We start from the raw sequence: 19101 nt of genomic DNA on the forward strand, positions 1-19101 counted from the left end.
CCCGTACGCTTCTCTCATTCTCACTTTATGGTGTGGTATAGATGTTCGGCTGCGTCGGTGTGGCCATGCCTGTTCCGAGATAGTAACTCGTGTGAGGCGGTTGGTTGTACGCGACATTTTGCCAAGCGATATCCAGACGATAAAGCGGATCATGCATTAAAGTCCACAGGCGTGTCGTTGTTTCATAAGGAGTTGCATAGATGCGTAAAGCTGAGCTGTCCGATTTCCGCCAAATGACCTCTTCACGCCAATCGCCGAATAGATCGGCTTGCAAGCTTGGATTGCCTTTCGTGTAGTTATTCGAATTGGTTCCTGTTGCGGTTAATAAAGTCGTTGTATTGAGAGCTGTGTAGTTCCATTTATCAATGCGTCCAACCCCATTCGTGCCATCCCAATTATGATCAAGAAGCTCACGGGAAACATCGCCATCCCACCAGATACCAAAATTAATGGATGAAGGGGTCGTGGAGCTGATTTTGGTACCATTAATTTGGTATAGCCCGACACCGTTGCTGGCCCATACTTCTTCGCCGGCATACCGTGGGTCAATATCAGCAGACATGCCTCTTCCCGTATCAGCGCCTGTATTCACTCCCCACTTGATGGCGCCAGTTCCTGCATTCCACACGGCTGCGCCATAGGTAGCGCTAGTACTTTCCATCACTTTGAATACTTCAAGTCCCGCACTGTTCGGATCCAAATCGCCGACATGAAGGGCATCGCCATGCCCTAACGCTGTGTTGTATTTCTTAGCTCCGTTATCATCAATCGTCATCGCGCCATAGACGATTTCATCCTTGCCGTCACCATCAACGTCGGCGGCTGTTAAGTTGTGATTCCCTTGCCCTGCATAGGCCGAGTTGCCTGAGGTGTTGCTGTCAAATGTCCATAATTTGGATAGTGTTCCACCACGCCAATTGTACGCTACTAGAACCGTTCTTGTGTAATAGCCACGTGCCATGACGATGCTGGGCTTCTGCCCATCCAGATAGGCGACCGTCGCTAAGAAGCGATCTACCCGGTTGCCGTACGTATCGCCCCAATCGCCGACTGTGCCGCGTGCTGGCTCATAGCTCGTCGAAGTCAATGCCTTTCCTGTCGCTCCTTCAAAGATCGTTAAAAATTCTGGCCCACTCAGAACTCTACCCACACTGTTTCGATAATCCACCGTTGAGCTGCCAATGACTACGCCAGTGCCGTCTTTCGTTCCATCGGCTGTTTTCATGGCGATTTCCGCTTTGCCATCTCCATCTAAATCGTAGACCATGAATTGCGTATAGTGAGCGCCAGCCCGAATATTTTTACCCATACTGATCCGCCATAACCGCGTACCATTCAGTTTATAAGCATCGACAAAAACTTCACCCGTATAGCCATCCTGTGAATTATCTTTGGAATTCGTAGGATCCCATTTCAAAATGATTTCATATTGGCCGTCTCCGTCCACATCGCCAACACTTGCATCATTAGCGTTATAGGTGTAGCTGACACCGTCTGGTGTCGTGCCGCCCGCAGGTTTCTGTATCGGCACATCCAAATAGTTGTTCGCCCATGGCGTAGCTGCAGCTGATGCGGTCTGCTCCACGCCGCCAACAACAGCTTTGACCGTGTAACTGGAGCTCGTTGTACCCGAATTATCTTGATAATTCGTGCTTGTCGTGATCGGTGAAGCATTGAGCTTAACGCCATTTCGATAGACGTTGAACGACGTGCTAGCTGCCTCCGTACCGAGAAGTCGCCAACTGACGAGGACGCCTGTGCTGACCTTAACTGCCACTAGACCGCGGTCTAATTTCTCCATTTGCCTTGCAACCGCTGCCTGTGCGGAAGGTGCCTGGATACCGAAAGAAGAAATGAGGAGTGAGCTTAATGTAATGAAGCAAGTTGCTTTAATCAGTTGCTTTGCATGTTTAAACATTTCTACAACCTCCAGGTAGTCAATATAGATCTACATTCACTTTACCTCGGGACATCTGCGAACTTCCCGTTTCACCTCCACTGATCGTATGGATTATCCATTCATTGATTGCGCTTACAATTCATTTCGTTCCTCATTATAACGTGAAAATAGAAGAGATTTAATGCAGACAATAGCTAACTTCCTGCACAATCCTGCTATTTTATGAATCTTTGTAACAAGCAACAGCCCCAGCTTCGAACATAAAAATAGACCACTTCCCCAAAATAGGAACTGGTCTATACTTCCTAATCATAACAATTTAGGCATGCCATATGCGAGGCATCGGAAGCGCTTCTTTTCCCAGCTCCGCCCATGTAAATTTTAGAAGTAGATCGCTCTTTACGTGTACATACTCGGGGTCGTCCCATCGGTTATGCAGTTCTTGAGGATCCTCCTTCAGATCGAATATCTCCCCGTAGGTTTGATTATAATACACTGTAATTTTGTATCTTTCATTGACATATGTTTTTTGATGAATGGTGGTAGGCTCATGACGGAATTCACACAAGATATGGTCGCGTGCCGCACTTTGTTTCCCAAACCATACCTGGCTTTGATCTACGCCTGTCATCGTTCTCGCAACCGGCAGGCCAGCTATGCTTAAAAAGGTCGGCGCCAGGTCGACCAAAGACTGAAATGCCTCTGATTGGCGTCCAGCAGGCACTTTACCCGGATATCGAACAATAAACGGCAACTTAATTACATCCTCATAGTGAAATCCACCTTTGAAATGAAGGCCATGCTGACCAAAAAAGTGTCCATGATCGGTTGTAAATACAATCAAGGTATCCTCAGCTATACCTAGTTCATCAACCTTGTCAAGAATGCGCCCAATGTAAGCATCCATCATGCTGATCATCCCGTAGTAGGTAGCCATGTTCTGACGCTGCTCAGCTTCACCGTACACTTGGTGAGAATGATAGCCGTGGATCGCATGACCGGTTTCCTTCCAGGCTGTGAAGTCTGGCTGTGCCTCCTGCGTCATACGAAAATGCGGCGGATTATTGTCATGTTCGCCTGGCACGACCTTAGGAAGAGTAAGTTTATTGGGATCATACATCGTATCCCACGGCTCAGGCACCAAATAATCCGGATGAGGGTCAAAGAAGCTAGCCCACAGAAAAAACGGCTCTTCCTTCTCTGTAAATTCCTCCATCAGCTTGTTGCTTCTTTCTGCTATCCATGTATTATAATGATACTTTTCTGGAATCGGCCATTTATGTTTGATAGAAGGGTCCAGTGTACCAGTCGGAGCAAGGAAATAATCGCGCCAGTTACTGCAGCCCTGCTCTTCCATCCAAATCGCATAATGCTGTCCCACTAGAAATTCATTCGTGTGATTACGTGCCAACTCCACATGATCGAAGCCATAGAAGGTTTCGTTAAATTGCTTCCAATAGTCCAAATCCTGTAGAAGTGGGACAGCTTCTAAGGAAGGAAACTCCTCGGTGCTTCTAAGCGGCTGAAAGTGTGCCTTGCCTACTAAGGCAGTACGATAACCGGCAGCTAAGAAGTCTTCTCCTACCGTATGGCGATCCTCTAATAATTTGGTTCCTAACGTCCATGCGCCATGCTGGCTTGGATACATGCCGGTAATAATGGAAGCTCTTGTAGGTGTACAGGTAGGATTCGGGCAGTAAGCTCGATTGAAAGTTGTCCCCTCGAAGATTAACCGGTCTAAATTAGGTGTGTGTATTTCCGAGTTAAACGCACCTAGTGTATGCCAATGCTGTTGATCACTGGTGATCAATAAGATATTGGGACGTTTCATGATATCCTCCTCTAATTGTGTGCTATAGTTAATTTTAAATCACAAATAATCTTATGAACATGCTATAATGTAATGATTGCATTTATCTATTTGTGTGATAACGCGAAAAKGGGGAACTCGGATTGGCATGGCAAGAAAACGGGGCAGAGTTCTATGAAATGATACCTCACATCCCATCTGCGTTAGAGAGGCAGCTCGGTATTTGGGTGTTGACTTCCGGGCGCAATCGCGCCAAATCAACCTACAGAGTGGGACCGCGCCATTTTACTTATTACAGTCTTCATATTATTTTGAGCGGCGAGCTACAACTTAGCTTTCGTGGAGATAAGGTTGTTCTGAAGAGAGGCGATTTGTTCTGCATGCATCCAGATGAAACCTACGAGTACGAAATTAACCCTAGCGGGACTGAACTCCAAATGGCATGGATCGCATTCCATGGACCGCTAGCAGCCGCTCAGCTACAACTTACCCAGCTATCCGCTGTGCATCCTTATATTCATAACGGGGTCACACGGGAGCTTATTGCTATCCTAGATACCATCCGTGAGCTCATCGCCCAACAATTGGACCAACCTTTGCTGCTAGCCGGTAGATTGATGGAATTCCTTCATCTTTTGGTTGTTACATCATCCTCTAACGATTCAAGTTCAAGTCATTCACTGCCTACTTGGCTCGAACGCGGAAAATCATACATGGACGTCCATTTTGCTGAAGGAATTACGGTAGAGCAAGTATCCGATTGGCTGGGTATATCTCGTTCACACTTCTCGAAAGCATTCAGCAAACATATGAATACAAATCCCTCTAATTATTTACAACGGCTCCGTATGAGAGAAGCTCGGCGACAGCTGCTCGAATCCACTTACTCCATTACGGAAATCGCGCTCTCCCTCGGATATGGCGATTTGTTCGCATTTACACGAGCCTTCACTTTGTTTTACGGAACAGCTCCTAAACACTACAGKGACAAGCATTGTGACCTAGAAAAATACGATCAGGTGATGCTATGACAATTCTGCTTATTTTACTTATGGTTGCTGCGATTACACTATTTATAGCCAAAGCACGTAATCCTTCCGCCTATTGGATGGGTTTCGTACTCGTAGGCTGGTTTTTGAGTATGTTTGGGTTGATTCTATTTATCGCCAAATACGGCGGGTTCTACTACCGCATTAATATTGTTTTGTTTTTTAACGATTCGATTCGAAATCTCCTGCTTAACGCACCGATAAAAATCGAAGGGATCAGCCGAATGCTTACGGCGGGGCGCTCGTTGTTTGTTTTCAGCTTAATCGGCCTGTCCATTTCATTCATGGCTTATAAACCCACCAAACGCATGTGGAGCATTTATGTCTTTACTCTCCTACCGTCACTGGCCAATCTCATTTTCTATGATCCGATCATCTACAAATGGGTGCTTACTTCCATGGATCGTAAACACACCTATATCATTGGCTGGGTTACGCGTGGTTGGCTCGTTTTGTTTGTCTCAGCAGCTATTTACGTACTCATATGGAAATATAGGCGCGTCACAATCCCTTGGGTGAAACGACAAAGCAAGTTCGTTATATTGGGTGTATTTTCGCTTGTTTTGTTCTATTTTTACCTTGGCTTTATGGGTCCTTTACAGGTTTTCGATGTCCGTACATTTTACGTACTATATTCCGATTTTTCCAACTTTAACCCTCCTCTCACGCTTTTAGAGTGGTATGTGAGTATAGGATTAACCGGTGTGTTATCGTTATTCAGCATTATTTCAATCTGGCAATATACGGAGATCGAAATGAAAATGGGCAAAGAAGATCTATTGTTGGAGCGAAAGCTTAATATTGCCAACATGGGGGCTCAAGTTTTTACTCATGCTTTAAAAAACCAATTAATCATGATCGACTTACTCATTAAGCAAGCCAATCAAAGTGTACAGGCTGGGCATGATGACCGGAAATCCTTAGCAAAGAATCTGACGAAAGCCGATGAAATCGTCAATCAAACGTTAGGCCGACTTGATCAATTATATAAATCTTTTAAAACAAGCCATCTACAATTGAAGCCTCATTCCATTCAAGCGCTCATTCAGTATACCCTCGATAGAATGCCCAAAATTCCTTCCAATATCGAAATTGAATGTGAATCGCTGGGGGAAGATCCGATGATATTAGCCGATTTTGAGCATATGTCTGAAGTCATCTACAACCTGCTGATGAATGCCATTGAAGCCATTGAAGCCGACCAGTCAGGGCTCATTCGAATGATTGTTTATGTGGAGGATAATTGGGTTATTTTGAAAATTGCCGATAACGGCTCAGGTATTCCCGAGCATTTGCAGGAGCATATCTTCGATCCTTTCTACACGAATAAAAATACAAATAAAAATTGGGGCGTTGGCTTGTCCTATGTAAAACACATTGTGCTAGGCCATTATGGACGGATTCACCTTGAGAGTAAACCAGGTTCAGGCAGTATATTTCAACTGATTATTCCTTTATATGTATTGAAAACAAAATAAGAGAAAGGTTGATGAACATGGCAGCAAATATTCGAATCATCGTTGCTGAGGATCTGGATGTTTTGAGAGAACACTTCTGCAGCTTGATTGCTGAAGAAGAGGATTTAACCGTCATTGGCCAAGCCGCAAGTGGCAAGGAAGTGCTGCAATTGTTGAATCAAGTTGGCGCACCTGACATTATTTTGATGGATATCGAGATGGACATGAAGCATGATGGGATCATTACAGCTCAGAAGGTTCTGGATCAATACCCACAGGTACGCATCATTTTCCTTACCGTTCATGAGGACGACGAAACAGTTTTCAGTGCTTTCGAAACAGGGGCAGTCGATTATGTGCTCAAAACAAGCTCAAGCAACGCCATTATTCAGAGTATTCGATCGTCGTATGCTGGAAATGTACAAGTACGTCCTGAGTTCGCCTATAAAATCAAAAATGAATTTTCTCGCATAAGGCGAAATCAGGAAACTCTGCTGATGGCCACCCTGATTATCTCTCAGATGACCCCTTCTGAACTGTCGATTCTGGAACTATTGCTCAAAGAGATGAAAATCACTGAAATTGCTAAGGAGCGTCAAGTTGAGCTTTCGACGATCAAATCGCAAATTAATATGATTTTAAAAAAGTTCAACAAAAAGCGGACGAAAGAAGTGACGGCTATGCTTCGCGAGTTAAACATAACGCCATTCTTACATAAAGCAAGAGGAGGGCTATGAAGCCCTCCTCTTGCTTTATGCTTATTCTCTTTTATGGCTGAACGGCTTTGATTGCTGGACCCGTCGTCAAGAAGTTTTCCGATGGAACAACACTTGTTAACTTACCATTGTCAACAAACAGTTTTTGCAAGTTGTCGAACCACTTCTTGGCCGAGCCATCCTTAAACACCTCAGCTTGCTTCTTGCTGTCGATCCACTCACGGGAGTCTAATTCTTGCTTAAGACTATCTTCTGGCACTTGAGTATATGCCGCAGTCAGTTTGACCGCTTCATCAATGTGACTGATTTTGTAATCTGTTGTTTTGTTCATTGCTTTCATAAATTTCTCTACAAGCTCTGGCTTTTCTTTCAGAAATTTCGGACTCACAACCCAGCTGGCCGGGAAACTGTAGTCGGGGAAGAAGCTGCTGTTATCGCCTAGCTTGATCATATTTTCTTTGCCGATCTGCTTTTCAATTTCTACCGTATAAGGAGACCAGATGGCTACGGCATCAACTTTACCTGCCACATAAGCTGTAACCGCACCTGCGACATCCATATTGACGATATTCACATCACTTGGTTTCAACCCTGCTCTTTCGAGCCCTAAGTTAAGAACCATTTCACCTGAGGTCCCTTTCGGCACACCAACTGTTTTTCCTTTAAGACCTTTCCAATCTTGAACCCCTGATTTCTTCGTTGCAAAAACCATATCGCTCTTCCCTAGTGAGATAAGTCCGATAATATTTCCTTGGCCTTGAGCAGACAAGAACGCAGCGCCAGGTCCGATATAGGCAATGTCTACATCGCCGGAGGCCATAGCTTGAAACTCGGGAGGCCCGCTTAGAAATTTAATCGCATTCAATTTGATGCCTTCCTCTTTGAAGAAACCTTTCTCTTCTCCAATTGCCACTGGAGCCGCTCCGCCCATATCCGGAATATATCCAAAATTAATGGTCTGTACTTTCGCCTCCGTCTTCGCCTGAACCGGTGTAGTGACTGGCGACGAACCTTGCGGGCTAGATGTCTGTGCAGCTGAGGAGCCACCGCTTGAACCGCAAGCGCTTAGAAGAAGAACGACACTGAATAATGCTGCAGTAACAGAAAGCTTTGGCAACGATTTAATTGTACTAACCATGATAATACCCTCCCTATGTCTTCTGTATTTTCAGCTTTCTACGAATAAGTCCCTTATTTAGATACCTCTAAATACTCTTGGTAAACTTTAGACCAAATTTCGTTCTTGATCCGAACGAAGCGTTCATCCAGTTTCGTTGACTGATCTCGCGGGTAAGGGATATCTACATCAATAATTTCTTTAATACGCCCAGGTCTAGCGCTCATTATAATGACTCGCTGTGCCAAAATGACGGCTTCTTCCACATCGTGTGTAATGAAAAAACAAGTTTTCTTTTCCTTCTGCCAAGTCTTAAGCAGTTCTTCCTGCAGCTGCGCTCTGGTTTGAGCATCCAATGCACCAAATGGCTCATCCATGAGCAGTACCTCAGGCTCGACAGCATAAGCTCTAGCGATAGCTACACGCTGCTTCATCCCGCCTGACAGCTCCTTAGGATACGCATGGGCAAAATCTTTCAATCCAACCAGTTCCAAATAATGCTCTGCCCGCTCAAGACGTTCCTGCTTGTTTAATCCACGCAGTTTCAAACCAAACTCGATATTCTTCAGTACAGTTTTCCAAGGGAACAACGCGTACTGCTGAAATACCACGCCGCGCTCCTTACCTGGACCTTTGACTTCTACACCATCGACTTTGACTGAGCCTGATGTCGCTTCTTCTAAGCCGCCAATAATGTTTAGCAGCGTCGTTTTGCCGCAACCGCTCGGGCCTACAACACAAACGAACTCATTTTCCATAATAGAGAGGTCTGTATTCTGAAGTGCAATTGTCTCGCCATTGCGTCCATTGTATACCTTAGAGAGTCCGCGAATCTCAATCTTGCTAGACGCTGAGCCGCGTTGCACACCCCCTCCAATCATCCCTGCCGCAGTTCCTGCCATCCTGTCAGCCTCCTTTCCAAGAAGAGAACGAATTTATCCATTGAAAGTCCAATAATGCCTATGACGATGATTCCTAAAATAACAACATCCATACGGAAATACAAACTCGCTTCCATAATCATATTGCCGAGCCCTTTGTTAGCTCCTGTCAGCTCTGCCGCGACTAAGGTCGTCCATGCCGCAGCAAGCCCGAGTCTTACACCAACAAGAATATAAGGAAATGAAGCAGGAACAATCACTTCTAGGAAAATATGTTTATCTGTGGCACCTAGCACTTTAGCAGCTCGTATGAGCGTGGGGTCCACATTGCGAACTCCCTGGAAGATGGAGATCACCATAACCAAGAAAGTAGAAACAAAAATGACACTGATTTTCGCAGATTCCCCTACACCTTGCGACACGATAACGAGAGGGATTAGGGCAATTGGCGGAATTGTACGAAAAAATTGGATCCAAGGGTCCACGATGGCACGAGCAATCGCATACCAAGCCATGACAAATGCGACCGGAATCGCAACGATCAATCCCAGCGAGAAACCGCCGAGTACACGCAGCAGGCTCGCCCAAACATTCGTTAACATACGACCGCTTGCAATTTCTGCTTGAAATGTTTTCAACACTTTAATAGGGGTCGTTATGATCGCTCCAACACTTGGTATTGCAGAGAGCAGGTACCATACGACAAGCCCGGCAACGATGGAGATAATCGTTAGCAGCCATTTTGGAATCTTATTCATAGTAGTATACTCCTTCTAAGTTGATTCAACAGCTACCCGTCATAGGCAGGTTGCAGGGCCTCACTCTTATATTGGTTTCTGATTATAGAAGCTTCACTTTGCCATCCAGCCTTCTCTAATCTTCGCACCCAGTCCTCTGGTTTTAGGTATTTCCATGGACCGGTTTCCAGTACCTTTTGCATCGGATCTACTTTATAACCCGGCTTCCGCKACTGTTCATGCTGCCAAGAAGAGAGCCTGTGATCCATTTCTCTTACGATCTCCGGATAATCAGCAGCCACGTTCCGCAATTGGTTCGGATCATTAACCATGTCATACAAGGTCACTTCATCAAAATGCAGGTAGAGACCTGGATGATACGTGCGGATGAAGTACCATTTCTCATCACGCACAGCTCGCTGACATACATATAGCGCGTGATCCATAACCAAATAATCACGCCCTTGCCAGTGCTCACCTTTCAATGTGGATAGAAACGACTTGCCATCCCAACCCACGGGTATTTGCAATCCAACCATATCCGTTATAGTGGCAATAACGTCAACATTGTAAACGAAACCATCAATAACTTGTCCAGGCTGAGTAACGCCAGGAACTTTAATGATGAGAGGGATATGATGAACAGCCTCTGTAGCACTTGCGTGCTCAAGATAGATGCCTTGCTCACCCATGGATTCTGCATGGTCAGCACTGATAATAAAGCACACATCATCTTCGATGCCGAGCTCTCTCAGCGTATCCAAGAGTTCACCCACATACTTATCCATGTAGCTGATGCCACCGTCATAACCATCAATGGCATGCTTCAAATCAGCGCGGTTCGTAATCTGTGCAGGCATTGTTGCCGGAAATTTATTGCCCCAGTGAAGGAACTGAGCCGAACGCGGGAAACTATCTTGCTGTTGACTCGCGATCGTCGCTTCATCCGGAAATTCTTTAAGCGGTTCATCCTTCCAACGTTCCATGTACTCGATGGGGTACGTGTAGAACGTGTGGGGGTCCCAGTATTGGATATGGAGGAAGTAATTCTCTTCTTTGCCGTGTTGTTTCAACCATGGGATTACGGCACCATTTACTTCATCAGCGTTCTCGTTGCCTTCCTTCAATGAGTGCGTATGCACCTCGTTCCAACCTGCGAAATACCACCATGCATGATGCCGATCGCCAAACGTAGAGAAGGTAACTGTTTTATACCCAGCGTTGCGCAGGTACCTTGTAAAGAAAGGAACCTCTTCGCTGTGTCCATCTCCATCTGGATATTGGAACTCTCCGCCAGGTCCCCAATGTGTCAATGCCCCATGGTTAATACCAAATCGACCTGACATAAAACTCGCTCTTGATGGAACACAGGGCGATGAAGCTGTATAGCAGCTGTTAAATCTAACTCCTTTCGATGCAATTTTATCGATATTCGGAGTCGTCTGCCTCTTATAGCCATAACAGCTCATATGATCCGGACGAAGCGAATCAATATCTAAGTAAATCATTCTCATGCGTATAATCCTCCTCCTCGTGATGTAAGGGTTTTCATTAATATGTATCTATTGTATTCATAATTTTCAATCTAAATAAGGTTGAACATTTTTCAACCTTTTTGCAAAGGGGCTCACAGGAGATAATGAATAATTGCTATCTCACAATCGACAAATAACCCTCTTAGCGAGGGCAATAAAAATCCCCACTAGCCCATAAGCAGTGAAGGCAAGTAGGGATCGAGATATTAAAAAGCAACCATAAAACAGAAAAAACCCTTACCGAAGTAAGGGTTTCCTACATGTAAAACTGGGATGCGGTCGGAGGGATTTGAACCCTCACGCCTTGTGAGCGCCACCCCCTCAAGATGGACACTCGTATAAGTTATATTCCGATCAAATCTGATCTTCCTTGATAAATAAGGTTTTTAACTGTTCGCATTCCGTTCTATTTGGCTCAATTAGGATGTACTATGATAAATTTCGTCCCCATTATGTCCCTACACCTTTGGCTACCTTAATAATCCGCTTGAATGTTTGCTTTTTTTTGAGAAAAATCCAAGTCAGGGGTACTTGAACTAAGCTGAAGTCTATTCATTAGACATTCGACGCTCCTTATAGGCTACTTTTTAGTTGTTTAATGTTTTGCGCAATTGTATTCGTTGCTGTGATGATACCTACGACTAAAGCAACTGTTTTAAATAGTGTTAACATTCATCAAACTCACTCTCCTTTATTACGAAATAATTTGTCTACTGCCAAACCGACTATGGCTGCTATAGCTAGTGCTAATAAAACATTTGGAATAGACGTTCCTTTTTCAATGCTGCGGATTGTTTCTCGACTTACATTAGCCTTCCTGGCAAGCTCTTCCTGGGACATGCCAATTTCTTTTCGTGCTGTAGCAAGAATTGAATCGAATTTCTCACCCACATTGACTCACCTCTATGTAAATTATGTAAATATAAAATAATCATATCTTGTCCAAAATGACAAGTATTCTTTGCATAGAATACTTTGCTTTCGAGTTAGTTGTGCCCCACTCTTTCTACATCTAGAAGTCATCCTTCTTAATTTTCTGCTTTGTTAGGAACTCCGCCGAGTCATTCAGCAACTTCATGGTATACATAATCACAAAAGAAAAAAATAAACTTGCAAATGCGTGTAAACACTTATTGTGACCTCATGTGTGTCGAATAACAAGAACATCTTTCGATATCATCACCGGGAATTCACAAGCCACAATCCGAGGTATTACAATAAGATGGCTGCTTTGATTGGAGGGGGGAATCCCCAAAAAACCACCAGCCCTAACTTAAGTGTCAGTCTTGACGATTAAAACCGCATAAAGGCACTACGACGCTCGTGGCGATCTCCTAAAGCTAGGGTTCAAAATAATTTATTCGAACAACACAAACAACGCGTAGACCGTATACAGCGGCTACGCGTTAATAAGCTATTACAGTTCAATGAATGATCTCTGGTTTCCTGCCATCTAACCACGACGATGCTTCGAATTCCGGAGTCATTGGCTTACTTTTGCCAACATCACATCATCAAAATATGCCGTACCCGGGCCAAATACACGTAAGTAAATAACGGCTATATTGGCGTTCTCAGGTACCTTAAACTGCATCTTCGCCTCTTGCCACTCTGCAACATTATAATACGGCTGACTATTGAATTCGCTGACGTAACCAGCTGCCCCAAGAACATCCTTGTAAAGCTCCACTTTCATTTGCGTTTTGCCTGCTGAAGTAACTTCACTCTGTAACCATGCTGAAAGATCATAGGTTTCCCCGCCGTTCACAGGAAGCTGCTGTTTAACCAGAGTACCTCCGCTAGCTGCTGCTTTTATTAACTTTAATGCGTTGTTGCCTGAATGGGATTTTTCTGAAGTAACGGATGTTTCCCCAGTCGTCCATGTCCCTTGCCAACCCGTAGCGATCAAATTCGTCACTTGCTCGAACCCGGGATTCGTCAACAAGTTAACGATTTGGGGCCTCTCTACTTTCTCCAATACCACATCATCAAAATATGCCGTACCTGGGCCAAATACACGTAAATAAATAACGGCTATATTTGCATTCTCAGGTACTTTAAACTGCATCTTCGCTTCTTGCCACTCTGCAACATTATAATACGGCTGACTATTGAATTCGCTAACGTAACCAGCTACTCCCAGAACATCTTTATAAAGCTCCACTTTTATTTGCGTTTTGCCTGGTGAGATAACTTCACTCTTTAACCATGCTGAGAGATCGTAGGTTTCTCCGCCAATCACACTAACTTGTTGTTTAACCAGCGTATTTCCGCTATCTTTTGTTAACTTTAATGCACGGTTGCCTGAATGAGAGTTGCCTGAAGCAACGGCGGCTTCCCCAGTCGTCCATGTCCCTTGCCAACCCGTAGCGATCGAATTCGTCACTTGCTCGAACCCGGGATTGAGCAGTAAGTTTTTACTGTAAAGGATCTCAATGTGGGTGCTTAATACATCCTGTCCGGCTATTTGCAACTTTACATCGATAACATAATGATCTTCCGCTAATGGATTGGGAATCGTCAATGTTCCTTCTACACTAACCGATTGATTAGCAGGCACGGTTACAGGATTCTCAAAGACAAGCGCCAATCCATTTGTTGCAGCACTTGTTAAATCGACAGATAAGGCATACGGTTTATTGTTTGTGATGGTAACAGGAACTTTTAAAGTGCCGGGATGCGTTGCTCGGATTATCTTGTCGAATGAACCGAATGAAAGGTAGCGATTAATTAAGGCATACGCCTCCGTCTCCAACTTGTCAAAATCAACTTTCGTCATCACGCCATCAAGGAGAAGCCTTTTCGCTTCGGCAATAAATTGAGCCAACGAGCTTAGATAGGACTCGATTTTATTTTCATTAAAATCATTCTCGGCTTCTTCCAGCGCCTGCAGCATGGCTCCAGCTTGGGTAGATGTTAATTTTCCTCCGCTAATGTAGTTATAAACCACATTTTTCAAGTCGCCCGCACCATACTCCACTTGATAGACGCCAATATCGTCCAAATAAACGGTTGCATCTGTTGCATTTTTAATTTGCGTATTAATTAAAATATTCTTGATGTCGTATCCATCAATCTGGGCAGGTAGTTCATCGAAGAAGGTAACCTCTGTCCATTCCCCTGCATAATCCGCTAACGTCATCGCTTTGGAGAAATACGTGCTCTTTCCTTTTTCTGTATGGAGCTCAATCACAATTTGCACAGTACCTTGACTCGTTGTACCCGCAGGCGTGAAAAATTTAACAGAGCTTGCCAACAATCCTGGTTTGACATCAATGTTTTTCCAAACACCCGCTTGTTTGGCATTTGTGAAGACTAAACTCTTAAACCCGCTGTTTGCGTTTTGATTCGTGACTGCGATATTTGCTGTACCATCAGGTTTCCACAAATTCCATGTGGCTGTACCATCTTCGAAAGAGGCATTGTCGGCTAAGGAATTTTTAAGATCGATACGATTCAACAAATTTGCAAATTCACGAAGATTCGGACGAGCAATATCTTGTTGAAAGGCATGAAGTTTTTGCATGATTTCGCTATATACATTACATGTTACACATGAGTTCAAAAAATCCTTCGTGTACCAGAATTCATTTGCGTTCCACCCCGTCCATACTTCGTTATAGGTTACAGGATTAACTGGATATTTGAGCGTTGGATTTTTGCTGAATTCTTGAATAAACTCCGCTCTGCGTTTGGAAGCAGACAAGCGACTTTCCAATGTGTTATCTAACCCATTCAATATCGCTAAAGCCTCGACTTCGTTGTCAGGTTTATTGATTTGACGCTGACTTTGATAGGAATAAGCAGATGCCTCATAATATTCGTACTGAAGTAACAGCTGTTCAGCCCTTAGCTTTTGCTCAGGTGTCTCCGCCTTGGTTAACACAGATTCAAGTAGAGTCCGACCCTGTAAAAATTCATCTTGAGCGAGTAATAAATAAGAACTATTCCTCATCGTCAGATAGACATCATTCTTAGAGGATTGAAACCAGGAGGAGGCTCTTGCATCTGTTCGCCAAAATGTCTCCCACATCTCGAAGTATGCCTTTAAATCCGCAGCTGCCTTCGAACCAACCGCTGCTTGATACCAGTGATCGAGCAATACGTCTACGTCTTGATTCTCGTTCCAGCCTAGCTTGGCAATAATCCATGGCTGAGGCCCATCCCCTAATACAGGATGCATGTCCCAATGATGCAATTTCACATCATGATCGACAGCGTAATCATATAAGTCTTTCACCAGATGCGGATAAACGCGTGGAGCATGGTAGGCAAAGCTTTCCATATAATCATACCAGCCTAGCGTTGTCGCCTTCTCTTTCCAAGCATCGAACTGGGCCTTCCCCTTCTGTTCCACTTCCTCATCTACCCAAGCTAGACGATCTTTCGTCACAACTGGAATAACTTGTGGATGTAGAGGAAATGCAGGTGGATCGATTACGGCTTCATAGGCGTATACCGAAAACCATTTATTGGCATACAGAGGGTCCGCTACCACGCCACTAACGACATCATTCACCCATTTATAATAAATCTCGGACATATGCGGCAGACCAACTGAGTTTTTTGTAGGGTTTGCAGGATAACCGGGATGGGCAGGATTCATCTCACAAAATCCATTAGAATCATTCACAACAAGAGAAAAGGAAATTTCATTGGGATTGTTACGGAAATACTCCTTAATATTTTCGATCGCTACCTGGACTGTTGCAGGGTTGCTAAAGCACGGCTGCCAACCTGTGTACGCGCCGGGAGCAGGTGGTCGATTATTCGGATAGAAGTTCGGATAAGCTGTCGTATCTCCATATTTGGCAACCGGGAAAAGGGTAAACATATTATGACCAAGTTTGATTTCTGACGCAGATAGTGTACGATTTTCACGTTGCCACTTATAACGAACATCGCCATAATTGCCATCGCTCATATTCATGGATCGCCGCAACGAGAAGGCAGTTGGCTCGTCCTTCCAGCGTTCCACCGGTATCACAAGTTCATTCAAATGTGGTACATCTGTCCACTCATCACTTGGGAATAGCCATGTAACGCCTACGTACTTCTCCAAAAAGGCATATACGCCGTTACGTGTTCCGACCGATGTCGGGCTCGTAATGATTAATTGCGTCTCGGATGGAGCGATGATGAAGCCATCCGCATGCAGGGCTGCCACTTCTGAAGCCAGTGCTTGATCCTCGGGATAAGAGCCTTCCCCGATACGCAGCAGGATTGTCGATGGCTCCAAATTTAGACTCCCAAGCTGACCAACGGTATTGATCGGGAGTTTAACTCCTGTAGAGCGCTCCATGTAATCCGACATCGCGTTCGCTGCTTCATTAATTTCTGCGCCGCTCTGTTCAGGTTTTACAATAACCGCATTCGCTTGACCGTCATGGACGATGTATAGCGGCGGATTTGAAGCAGGTACTTCTCCTTCCAGCACCGCTGTAACCGCTTTCTCCAACTGGATTTTTGCGGCTTCGGTTATATTTTTCTGCATACCCTCGTTGGTAAGATGCTTCAGGAAATCTTCCATCTTCTTGCGTGCCTGCGCAATCGAGCCTTTCTCTAACTGATGCTTGGCTTGTTGCAATGCGTTATCGAGCTGCTTGGACAGCGGGTGCTGAACACCCCCTGATCCGATCAAGGAATCTAGCAACGTTTGTACCTGATTGATTTGACTCCGTGTCAGACTGTCCGGCGCTTGCGCAGTGGTAGTGTTGGTCAACCCGGCCATTGAAGTGAAAACTAAGGCAAAAACCAACGTCCACAACATCCACTTTTGCTTCAACATAATTCTCCTCCTCGTAAAAAGAAATCGATTTCTTTCGAACATAGTAAGTTCTCCATCCACTTGGCTAATGCGAATCCTCTGCTCGAACTTACCTATAAAGTTACCATCGAGGGTAGAGGAAATCTACGAAGCATCTTGCTATCTTTTTGTATATTATTGCTGTTCATCATCGGCTTTATAAAAAATAGCGTATAATCAATAGTATCCGAGGAAGCGCTTGCAAAGAGGAGGGGCCATCAAATGGAAACACAACAGCAGACTATAGATTATAACCAACGATTCCCATTCAAAATAACGCGAGTAAAGCAAATGAATAACAATTATCTCGTCCTGCCGCATTGGCACGAGCAACTGGAAATCATTCAAGTTGTTTCAGGCTCCGTTCAAGTTAAAGTCGACGAACTAACTTACATCGGTGAAGAAGGCGATATTTTCTTTTTTAACAGTCGCCAAGTTCATTCTGTGATGAATAAAGACGAAGAGGTCGATCCTATGATCCAGGGTATGCTCTTCGATCGAGTTTTGCTATATCGCGCAATTGCAAACCAGGAAACAGAACTATGGATTTCATTATTATTGGGACATCGAAAAATCCGCAACCAATATAAACCTACCCATAAACTTTGGCCTAAATTAAATGAAGGGTTCAAAACGGTAAATGAAGAACATACATCAAAGCTTATTGGCTATGAATTGTTAATTATTTCGGAAATCTATTCATTTATCGTATCCATTTTACGCATGTATGCTATTGAAATTAGTTTAGATGTAAGTCCTGTCCGCTATATTGAACAATACGCGAAGTTGAAGCCAGCAGTGGATTACATAGAAAAACAGTATGCGAATAAAATAAATTTAGAGGAAATTAGCAGTCAGTCCAATATGAGTTCCTTTCATTTTTTACGTGAATTTAAGAAGCTGTTCGGGATGACTCCTATGCAAATGGTTACCGATGTTCGCTTGCACCGTGCCAAACAACTGCTATTGGATTCAAACATTAGCATTACGGAGGTTGCCGGTTTAATAGGATTTTACGATGTAGGGCATTTCAGTAAAGTTTTTAAACAAAAAAATGGATACACACCATTACAATTTCGAAAAGGAATTTGATCTATAAGAACGACGTAAAAACGCGTAGACCGTATACAGCGGCTCTACGCGTTAATTACTCTTATTCCGCCCCGTCGCTCGTTCCCATCCGGGTCGTGCTACACCGGCATCCTTAAATAGCTTTACCACATCGCGAACACGAAATAAGCCTATTTTCGATGAAATTTATCCGAACTTCCGTCAAGGCCCTTGTAGAAATCCAAGCTTGCGGGAAGCGACTGCAGCCGCTTCCCGCAGATGCACGACGATTTCAGGCACCTTGTCCGCTGCGAAGCGATGCGCAGCGCCGGATAGGCTGATCGCCCCAAGCGGATGGCCATGCAGATCGAACACAGGAGCCGCCAGACAGCGGGCACCTTCGACCATTTCCTGATCGTCAAGCGCGTAGCCCATCTTGCGGATGTGTTCCAGCTCCGCGAACAGCTTATCTTCCGATACGATCGTATTCGGCATCATGGCAGGCAGTCCGTATGAAGCTACCAGCTCATGAACGGCGCCCTGCGGCAAATATGCCGCAATCGCCTTGCCGATTGCCGTGGCGTGAAACGGCGACCGTGATCCGATGGCATCCGTCATGCGCAGCGCATGTGTACTTTCGATAATTTCCACATAGAGAACGCTGCCCCCCACCAAAACTCCCAAATTGACCGTGTCGCCGTACCGTTCGGACAACCGCTTCATTTCCTGCAAAGCCGCCGAGCGGAGCGTATTCCGCTCCAGCAAGTTTCGCGTCAGCATCAGTTGCTTGTACCCGAGGCAATACTTGCCATCCTCGTCGCTGCGGCTGATGAATCCCCGGTTCTCAAGCGTAAGCACAATCCGGTATGTCGACGATTTGGGCTGTTCCAGCAGTTCATTCAATTCGATCAAGCTGAGGGACCCGCGATCGGCCAGCAGTTCGAGCAGATCCAGCGCTTTGTCGATCGATTGGATCGTATAGCGTCCCTGTTTCTCTTCCTCTTCCTTGTTCATTGCTCGTTCCTCCGTCTACCGCCTAGGGC

The 19101-nt window shown here is 44.8% G+C and carries 13 protein-coding genes; 4 read left to right on the forward strand and 9 right to left on the reverse strand.

Annotation, left to right across the window (positions count from 1 at the left end; all coding sequences use genetic code 11):
* Positions 1-25: 25 nt before the first annotated feature.
* Together AC1DLM_RS19190 and AC1DLM_RS19195 are read right to left on the reverse strand one after the other, a co-directional pair.
* Positions 26-1918, reverse strand: coding sequence for a rhamnogalacturonan lyase (locus AC1DLM_RS19190; RefSeq protein WP_477570874.1), 1893 nt, complete (start codon positions 1916-1918; stop codon positions 26-28).
* Positions 1919-2219: 301 nt separating this feature from the next.
* Complete coding sequence (locus AC1DLM_RS19195; RefSeq protein ID WP_477570875.1) at positions 2220-3731, reverse strand: sulfatase family protein; 1512 nt, start codon at positions 3729-3731, stop codon at positions 2220-2222.
* A 122-nt stretch (positions 3732-3853) separates the two neighbouring features.
* On the opposite strand from AC1DLM_RS19195, the gene AC1DLM_RS19200 reads away from it, so the two are divergent.
* From AC1DLM_RS19200 to AC1DLM_RS19210, 3 genes are read left to right on the forward strand one after another with little or no spacing between them, the layout of a single operon-like run.
* Positions 3854-4741 (forward strand): helix-turn-helix transcriptional regulator, encoded by an 888-nt coding sequence (locus tag AC1DLM_RS19200; RefSeq protein ID WP_477570876.1) that lies wholly within the window; start codon positions 3854-3856, stop codon positions 4739-4741.
* Complete coding sequence (locus AC1DLM_RS19205; RefSeq protein ID WP_477570877.1) at positions 4738-6237, forward strand: sensor histidine kinase; 1500 nt, start codon at positions 4738-4740, stop codon at positions 6235-6237. Before AC1DLM_RS19200 ends, AC1DLM_RS19205 begins: the two co-directional genes overlap by 4 nt.
* An 11-nt stretch (positions 6238-6248) precedes the next feature.
* On the forward strand, positions 6249-6953 hold the full coding sequence (locus AC1DLM_RS19210; RefSeq protein ID WP_477570878.1) for a response regulator: 705 nt from the start codon (positions 6249-6251) through the stop codon (positions 6951-6953).
* Between the two features lie 31 nt (positions 6954-6984).
* Here the strand turns inward: AC1DLM_RS19210 and AC1DLM_RS19215 are convergent, their stop codons facing one another.
* From AC1DLM_RS19215 to AC1DLM_RS19240, 6 genes are all read right to left on the reverse strand, one after another.
* Positions 6985-8070: an ABC transporter substrate-binding protein gene (locus tag AC1DLM_RS19215; RefSeq protein WP_477570879.1), complete on the reverse strand. Its 1086-nt coding sequence runs from the start codon at positions 8068-8070 to the stop codon at positions 6985-6987.
* Between the two features lie 53 nt (positions 8071-8123).
* The gene (locus AC1DLM_RS19220) at positions 8124-8951 is read right to left on the reverse strand and encodes an ABC transporter ATP-binding protein (RefSeq protein WP_441988397.1); all 828 of its coding nucleotides are present in this window, start codon (positions 8949-8951) and stop codon (positions 8124-8126) included.
* Positions 8927-9688: an ABC transporter permease gene (locus tag AC1DLM_RS19225; protein ID WP_477570880.1), complete on the reverse strand. Its 762-nt coding sequence runs from the start codon at positions 9686-9688 to the stop codon at positions 8927-8929. The genes AC1DLM_RS19220 and AC1DLM_RS19225 overlap by 25 nt, the downstream gene beginning before the upstream one ends.
* Positions 9689-9720: 32 nt before the next feature.
* Complete coding sequence (locus tag AC1DLM_RS19230; RefSeq protein WP_477570881.1) at positions 9721-11181, reverse strand: sulfatase family protein; 1461 nt, start codon at positions 11179-11181, stop codon at positions 9721-9723.
* Positions 11182-11883: 702 nt separating this feature from the next.
* The gene (locus AC1DLM_RS19235; RefSeq protein WP_441988394.1) at positions 11884-12093 is read right to left on the reverse strand and encodes a helix-turn-helix transcriptional regulator; all 210 of its coding nucleotides are present in this window, start codon (positions 12091-12093) and stop codon (positions 11884-11886) included.
* A 592-nt stretch (positions 12094-12685) separates the two neighbouring features.
* On the reverse strand, positions 12686-16990 hold the full coding sequence (locus AC1DLM_RS19240) for a DUF4838 domain-containing protein (protein ID WP_477570882.1): 4305 nt from the start codon (positions 16988-16990) through the stop codon (positions 12686-12688).
* Between the two features lie 240 nt (positions 16991-17230).
* Here AC1DLM_RS19240 and AC1DLM_RS19245 point away from each other — a divergent pair, with 240 nt between their 5' ends.
* Positions 17231-18100 (forward strand): AraC family transcriptional regulator, encoded by an 870-nt coding sequence (locus AC1DLM_RS19245; protein WP_441988392.1) that lies wholly within the window; start codon positions 17231-17233, stop codon positions 18098-18100.
* Between the two features lie 180 nt (positions 18101-18280).
* On the opposite strand, the gene AC1DLM_RS19250 is transcribed toward AC1DLM_RS19245, so the two are convergent.
* A complete protein-coding gene (locus AC1DLM_RS19250) occupies positions 18281-19072 on the reverse strand; it encodes an IclR family transcriptional regulator (RefSeq protein WP_441988391.1) in 792 nt (263 codons plus the stop codon).
* Between the last annotated feature and the right edge of the window lie 29 nt (positions 19073-19101).

The sequence above is a fragment of the Paenibacillus sp. 01T442 genome, assembly GCF_056398345.1.